The sequence below is a fragment of the Shewanella sp. SG44-6 genome (assembly GCF_014164185.1).
Lineage (GTDB): Bacteria > Pseudomonadota > Gammaproteobacteria > Enterobacterales > Shewanellaceae > Shewanella > Shewanella vesiculosa.
The window spans coordinates 1-5,506 of sequence record NZ_JACJER010000199.1 but is presented as its reverse complement, the minus strand read 5'-3'; the positions used below and the strand labels follow the sequence as shown (position 1 = coordinate 5,506).

6 protein-coding genes and 1 pseudogene are annotated in these 5,506 nt (G+C 40.4%); all 7 read left to right on the top strand.

The features are described from left to right. Nucleotides 1-146: 146 nt before the first annotated feature. The gene (locus H5185_RS21015; RefSeq protein WP_124017447.1) at nt 147-1,124 is read left to right on the top strand and encodes a virulence factor BrkB family protein; all 978 of its coding nucleotides are present in this window, start codon (nt 147-149) and stop codon (nt 1,122-1,124) included. 5 nt (nt 1,125-1,129) lie between these two features. Continuing rightward, the gene (locus tag H5185_RS21010) at nt 1,130-2,113 is read left to right on the top strand and encodes an alpha/beta fold hydrolase (protein WP_182743078.1); all 984 of its coding nucleotides are present in this window, start codon (nt 1,130-1,132) and stop codon (nt 2,111-2,113) included. Between the two features lie 96 nt (nt 2,114-2,209). Further along, nucleotides 2,210-2,647 carry a D-aminoacyl-tRNA deacylase gene (dtd, locus tag H5185_RS21005; protein WP_124017449.1) on the top strand — a complete coding sequence of 146 codons (438 nt, stop codon included), beginning with the start codon at nt 2,210-2,212 and terminating at the stop codon, nt 2,645-2,647. Between the two features lie 46 nt (nt 2,648-2,693). After that, nucleotides 2,694-3,188, top strand: coding sequence for a thioesterase domain-containing protein (locus H5185_RS21000; RefSeq protein WP_124017450.1), 495 nt, complete (start codon nt 2,694-2,696; stop codon nt 3,186-3,188). A gap of 136 nt (nt 3,189-3,324) precedes the next feature. Next, nucleotides 3,325-3,918, top strand: a complete 594-nt coding sequence (locus tag H5185_RS20995; RefSeq protein WP_124017451.1) for an FMN-dependent NADH-azoreductase — start codon at nt 3,325-3,327, stop codon at nt 3,916-3,918. A 586-nt stretch (nt 3,919-4,504) separates the two neighbouring features. Further along, nucleotides 4,505-5,116 (top strand): SCO family protein, encoded by a 612-nt coding sequence (locus H5185_RS20990; protein WP_124017452.1) that lies wholly within the window; start codon nt 4,505-4,507, stop codon nt 5,114-5,116. A gap of 8 nt (nt 5,117-5,124) precedes the next feature. Next, nucleotides 5,125-5,506: pseudogene (locus tag H5185_RS20985) on the top strand (chemotaxis protein); the annotation flags it as partial.

Genomic DNA, 5,506 nt, shown 5'->3' with positions numbered 1-5,506 from the left:
GAATAATGGAGCAAATTGATGTCACAACAAGGTTCGGCGGGCAATGTGCTCCATTATTCGATGACTAATATGTTATAACATTGTACGAAGTTAGTGACTTAATACAAATGTTATCTCCACTAACGAGGTATTAAATAAGGATTATTATGCCCAAAAAGTTTAATTACAGCCCTATTGTGGCTTTTTTGAGTGGGATTTGGCAGTTTCTACTCCATCTCAAACAACGGCTGACAGAAGATCAAATTAATATCCGCGCAGGGCATTTAGCTTATGTGACCCTGCTGTCATTGGTGCCTATGATCGCCGTCACCATGTCGATGTTATCGGCTTTTCCGGTGTTTAAAGGCATTAGAGGTAACATTGAAGGGTTTATTTATAATAATTTTATCCCTGCTGCAGGGGATACGGTTCAAGTTTATATTAATGAGTTTGTTGCCAATGCATCTAAAGGCACTTTTGTCGGTATTATTGCGTTAGTGTTCGTTGCTATTATGCTGATTTCCGCTATTGATAAAGCGCTCAATAATATTTGGCGAATTACTGATAAACGCTCATATGTTGTTTCTTTTTCAATGTATTGGATGGTATTGACCCTAGGTCCTGTGCTTATTGGTGCTAGTTTGGTGGCAACCTCATATGTTGTGTCATTAGAGGTGGTAACTGGCAGTGAGTTGTCTGGATTAGTGCCGTGGATTGTTGAACGCCTGCCGTTACTGTTTTCTGCGGCCTCAATATTACTGTTGTACATGGTGGTACCGAATAAAAAAGTGCAGTTTTCACATGCCTTATTAGGGGCCATTGTTGCAGCAGTTTTGTTTGAAGCCGGTAAAAAAGGCTTTGCGTTTTATGTGACTCAATTTCCAAGTTACGAAGCGATATATGGGGCGCTGGCGGTTATTCCTATTTTATTTGTTTGGGTATATTTATCGTGGATTATTGTTTTGCTTGGTGCTGAAATTACCGCGGCTTTACCAGAATATTTAGAGGGCTTATCTGTCATTGCAGAAGATCTTAAAGCCGAAATATTTTCAGAGACTGAAAAGCAAAGCCTACACAATGTGCATGATCCTTTAGTAGTTGATAAGCCGTCTACTGGATCGGTTTCCTCAACTGATAAGTATTAATCTTGATGACTGAATTACCGCTATTTATTCAACAGCAATTTGTTGATGTGGGTAACAGTCATCAATTACATGTTGCTGAATATGGTTGCGAAAAGGGCCCAGCATTATTGTATTTACACGGCGGCCCGGGTGCAGGTTGTTGCCGGAGTGAGCTAAGCTTATTTGTTAGTACAGGGTTTCATATTTATTTTGTTGACCAACGCGGCGCGGGACGCTCGTTACCATCTGGGTGTCTATTGCACAACACAGTAATGGATTTGGTGGCTGATATTGAAACGCTAAGGTGCACCTTTGATGTTGAGCAATGGTATTTAGCCGGAGGTTCTTTTGGCGCGACATTGGCTTGGTTGTACAGTGGTTTGTATCCTAGCCGCGTGATCGCTCAAGTGTTATGGGGAATGTTTATTCCCTCTCAACTTGGCATAAATTGGTTATATGGACCTAATGGTGCAAGCCAGTTTTTTAATACTCAATATGCACGATTCATTGATGTTCTTGAGCCCAAGCTTACAACGGCTTTACCACAGGCCGATACACATAGTCCCGCCATTGCTATTGATCACCTTATGAATGCTTACCAAGTTGTTCTCAATCATCATAATCCACAAGTAGTTGAAAATGCAGTGCAACACTGGCTTATGTGGGAATATGCATTAGCGCAGCCAAGTCAGTTTATGGGCGAGGTCGCCCAACCGTTAAGCTGCGCGAGAATAGGTCATCATTATGTGCAACAGCATTTTTTTGATGTGTATAGCCAATTTAAAACACTTGCAAGCGCTATTGAGGCCACAACAGTATTAATCCAAGGTGAATATGATTGGGTTTGTCCTCAACATATATTAACGGCGTTTATTGAAGAGTGTGGTCATCAATCTATAGATTATCAGCATGTTAGCGCGGGATATCATGCCTTAACGGATCAAGCCGTTTTTCAAGCCGTTACCCAAGCCATTTTACGTTTAGATAACGCGGCATCTAAGTTCAGCTAATAAACAGCTTCATTTAATAATAATTTGTTAATGTTGTTCTATTTAATATGATGTTATCCAAAAAATGTCGCTAAATAGAATATTTTTAGGATGGTTATGATTGCATTAATTCAACGTGTTAAACGCGCATCAGTCTCGGTAGACGACGCAATAGTCGGCAAAATTGACCAAGGCTTATTAGTGCTACTCGGTGTGGAGCGCGAAGATAATATTGATAAAATGGCTAAATTAGCCATGAAAGTCATTAACTATCGGGTGTTTAGTGATGAAAATGGCAAGATGAATCTAAATCTGGCTCAAGTTGGTGGCAAATTATTAGTGGTGTCACAATTTACCTTGGCAGCTGATACTGGTAAAGGTTTAAGACCGAGTTTTTCTTGTGCCGCAACACCCGAGCAAGCAGATAGTCTTTATCTGGCTTTTGTGGAGTATTGCCGTCAACAAGGGGTTATGACCGAGACAGGTCAATTTGGTGCAGATATGCAGGTCGAGTTGGTCAATGATGGCCCTGTAACCTTCAATCTGCAGGTATAGTACAGTTCTATTGTCACCATAGATCAACCATCGGAGGGATGCCGTTATGATTGATATGTCGTTCACTGAAGCGCAATCAGACGCTAAGGTCACAGCCTTGCTTAAAACCTTGTGTGAAACTTGGCACAACACTATTCCTGTCAGTAAATTTATGGGGATTACTCCAGTATTATTCAATGGAGATAGCTTAAAGGTGACCGCACCAATTGAGCCCAACATTAACTTACATCACACCATGTTTGCTGGCAGCATTTATACTTTAATGACCCTAACTGGATGGGGAATGGTGTGGTTACAGCAGCAGTTGTCACAAGCTCATGGCGACATTGTCTTGGCTGATGCGAAAGTAAGGTATTTGAAGCCTGTTACTAAACAGCCTTATGCTAAAGTGATTTGGCCTTATACCGATTTAACTCCATTAACCAGAGGTAGACGCGTCAAGATGACTTTAGAGGTCGCCTTGTATTGCGATGAGATCATGTGCGCTACGTTCACTGGCCAGTTTGTGTCTTTGCCACAACAATCATCTAGTGTAGATTGAGTTAATATCTTTCTATTTTATCGAATGTTATTGCGAAATTAATGCACTTTTATTCTTTTTTATAGACTAATATACTGGCTCAATTGGTCAGGCGTGTAGCCATATGACCTAACAAACATATGGGTGAGACTTAACAATGGCAAAAGTATTAATTTTAAAATCAAGCGTTCTAGGCAGTTATTCACAATCTTCAGCATTAGTTGATTATTTAAATCAACAATGGAGCAGCAAAGGTGCGCAAATTACTGTGCGTGATTTAGGCAGTGAACCAGTACCAATGTTAGATGGTGAAATTGCTTCTGGTCTTCGTGGTGGCGATGATTTGTCTGAGCGTCAATTAGCTGCATTAGCCCTATCGAACGAATTAGTGGCTGAAATTAAAGCTCATGACACTATTGTTATTGCTGCACCAATGTACAATTTTAGCATACCAACTACGTTAAAAAGTTGGATCGATTTCATTGCCCGTGCTGGCGTAACTTTTACTTATACCGATACCGGCCCAGTTGGCTTGATTGAAGGTAAGCGTGCCATTATAGTGACCACCCGCGGCGGGGCTCATAAAGGTGGCACCACAGATCACGTAGTGCCTTATTTAATCACAGTACTTGGTTTTATTGGGATTACTGATGTTGAAACCGTTTATGCTGAATCATTAAACATGGGTCCAGATGCTGCAGAAGCTGGGATAAGCCAAGCTAAAAAAGCGATTGACGCTATTACACTCTAAGTTAACCCGAGTTCAGGTTAAGTTAAGTCAATTTTCGAGTGAAGAGCACCTAAACCTATTGCGGGTTTAGGTGTTTTTTTATGCTAATTGTGTCTATTACCTTTGATAGGCGGTTGATCTATTTTTGGTTAAATTTTTTCGAGATTAAAGCGTGTTAAGCGAGGCGATTGCTGCCTGGCAATCTAAGCAAAATTCGCTCAACAATGAGTAAAATACTTTTAGTCGACCCTTTGGTAACCTTGTTGGCCATTTCTACAGCGTTATTGGCTTTTTATACAGCGTAACGACACAACGAAACTAGATCACTCACGGTTTGAGCTATGGACCAATAGTTTGTTGCTAAAACAGCCTTTATAGCTCAGCAGACTCTAGATTACTTCCGTTACTGAACATTTGCCTTTGTGATACTTATACTACTATTAAAAAATTAATTTATTCATTGAATGAACCTAAAGCTCATTTTGAACCGTATTGTGGCGGCTATGGTAAAAAATGTAATGGGCTCACTTATTAATGATGCCTGAGGGCACTATGGGCAAATATAAAATAGTGACTATAATGATTTTATGCTGATTGATATGAACTTATGCATTTAAAAAGAGTAGCGATTGCAATAGTGCTGATTTTTATCACCTTAGGTCTTGTGCCTATATTGATGGTGGTTAGCCAATGGTCTGCCAATGAGCAGGCATATGGCATTAGTAGCAATGACAGCGAACAGCTGAGCTTTAGTTGGCAAGGCGTTGACAAGCACATTCATCACTTTCCTGCCTCTTCTGCAGGATACACTTATTTATTTATGGGTTTTTTATCGTGCTCTGAAATTTGCCCGATAAGGATCCAACAAATGATGCAATTGGAGCAACACATACAGCAGGATGCTTTGTTAACTGGAGCTGAGGTGCAATTTATGTTTGTGACGATTGACCCCAACAATGACACTCTGGCAGTTCGTAAAAGCATAATAGATGATATCTCACCGCGTTTTGTGAGTGCGTCATTGTCTGACGATGCTTTACAGCAACTCGATAGACGTTTATCGGAAAATATTAACCTTGAGCTCGCCAGCATTAATCATGTCGGCAAGTTGTTTTTATTGTCGCCTAATGGGGCGGTCAAGCGGATCTACACGTCCCAGCAGCTTTCAACTCAAAAAATGTTGCTTGAACTTAAGCAAATTATTTCCTCTGAAACTTAGGCATGTCTATGAGTGATAAATACACAATTGAACTGTTAAAAAAACACGATTCACACATATATCAAATTTTAATGTTGCAAGCGCCATTATTGTTTATTAGCGGTTTCTTTGGCGCAAAAATGCTGACTTTCAGTACCTTTTCGGCAGTCGCGATTTTAGTCATAGTACAGCTTAGCTATAGTCTGCTAAAGGGGACTGAGTTATTTGCGATTGTTGGTGCTGTGATCATGATGACCGTCTCTGCGTTGCTGATCCAAAGCCAAATGGGCATGATTGAAATGCATTTTCATATTTTTGCTTCTATGGGTGTGTTTTTAATTTACTTACGCTGGCAGCCTTTACTGGCCTCGCTTCTCACCGTTGCAGTGCATCATATTGGCTTAACCTATA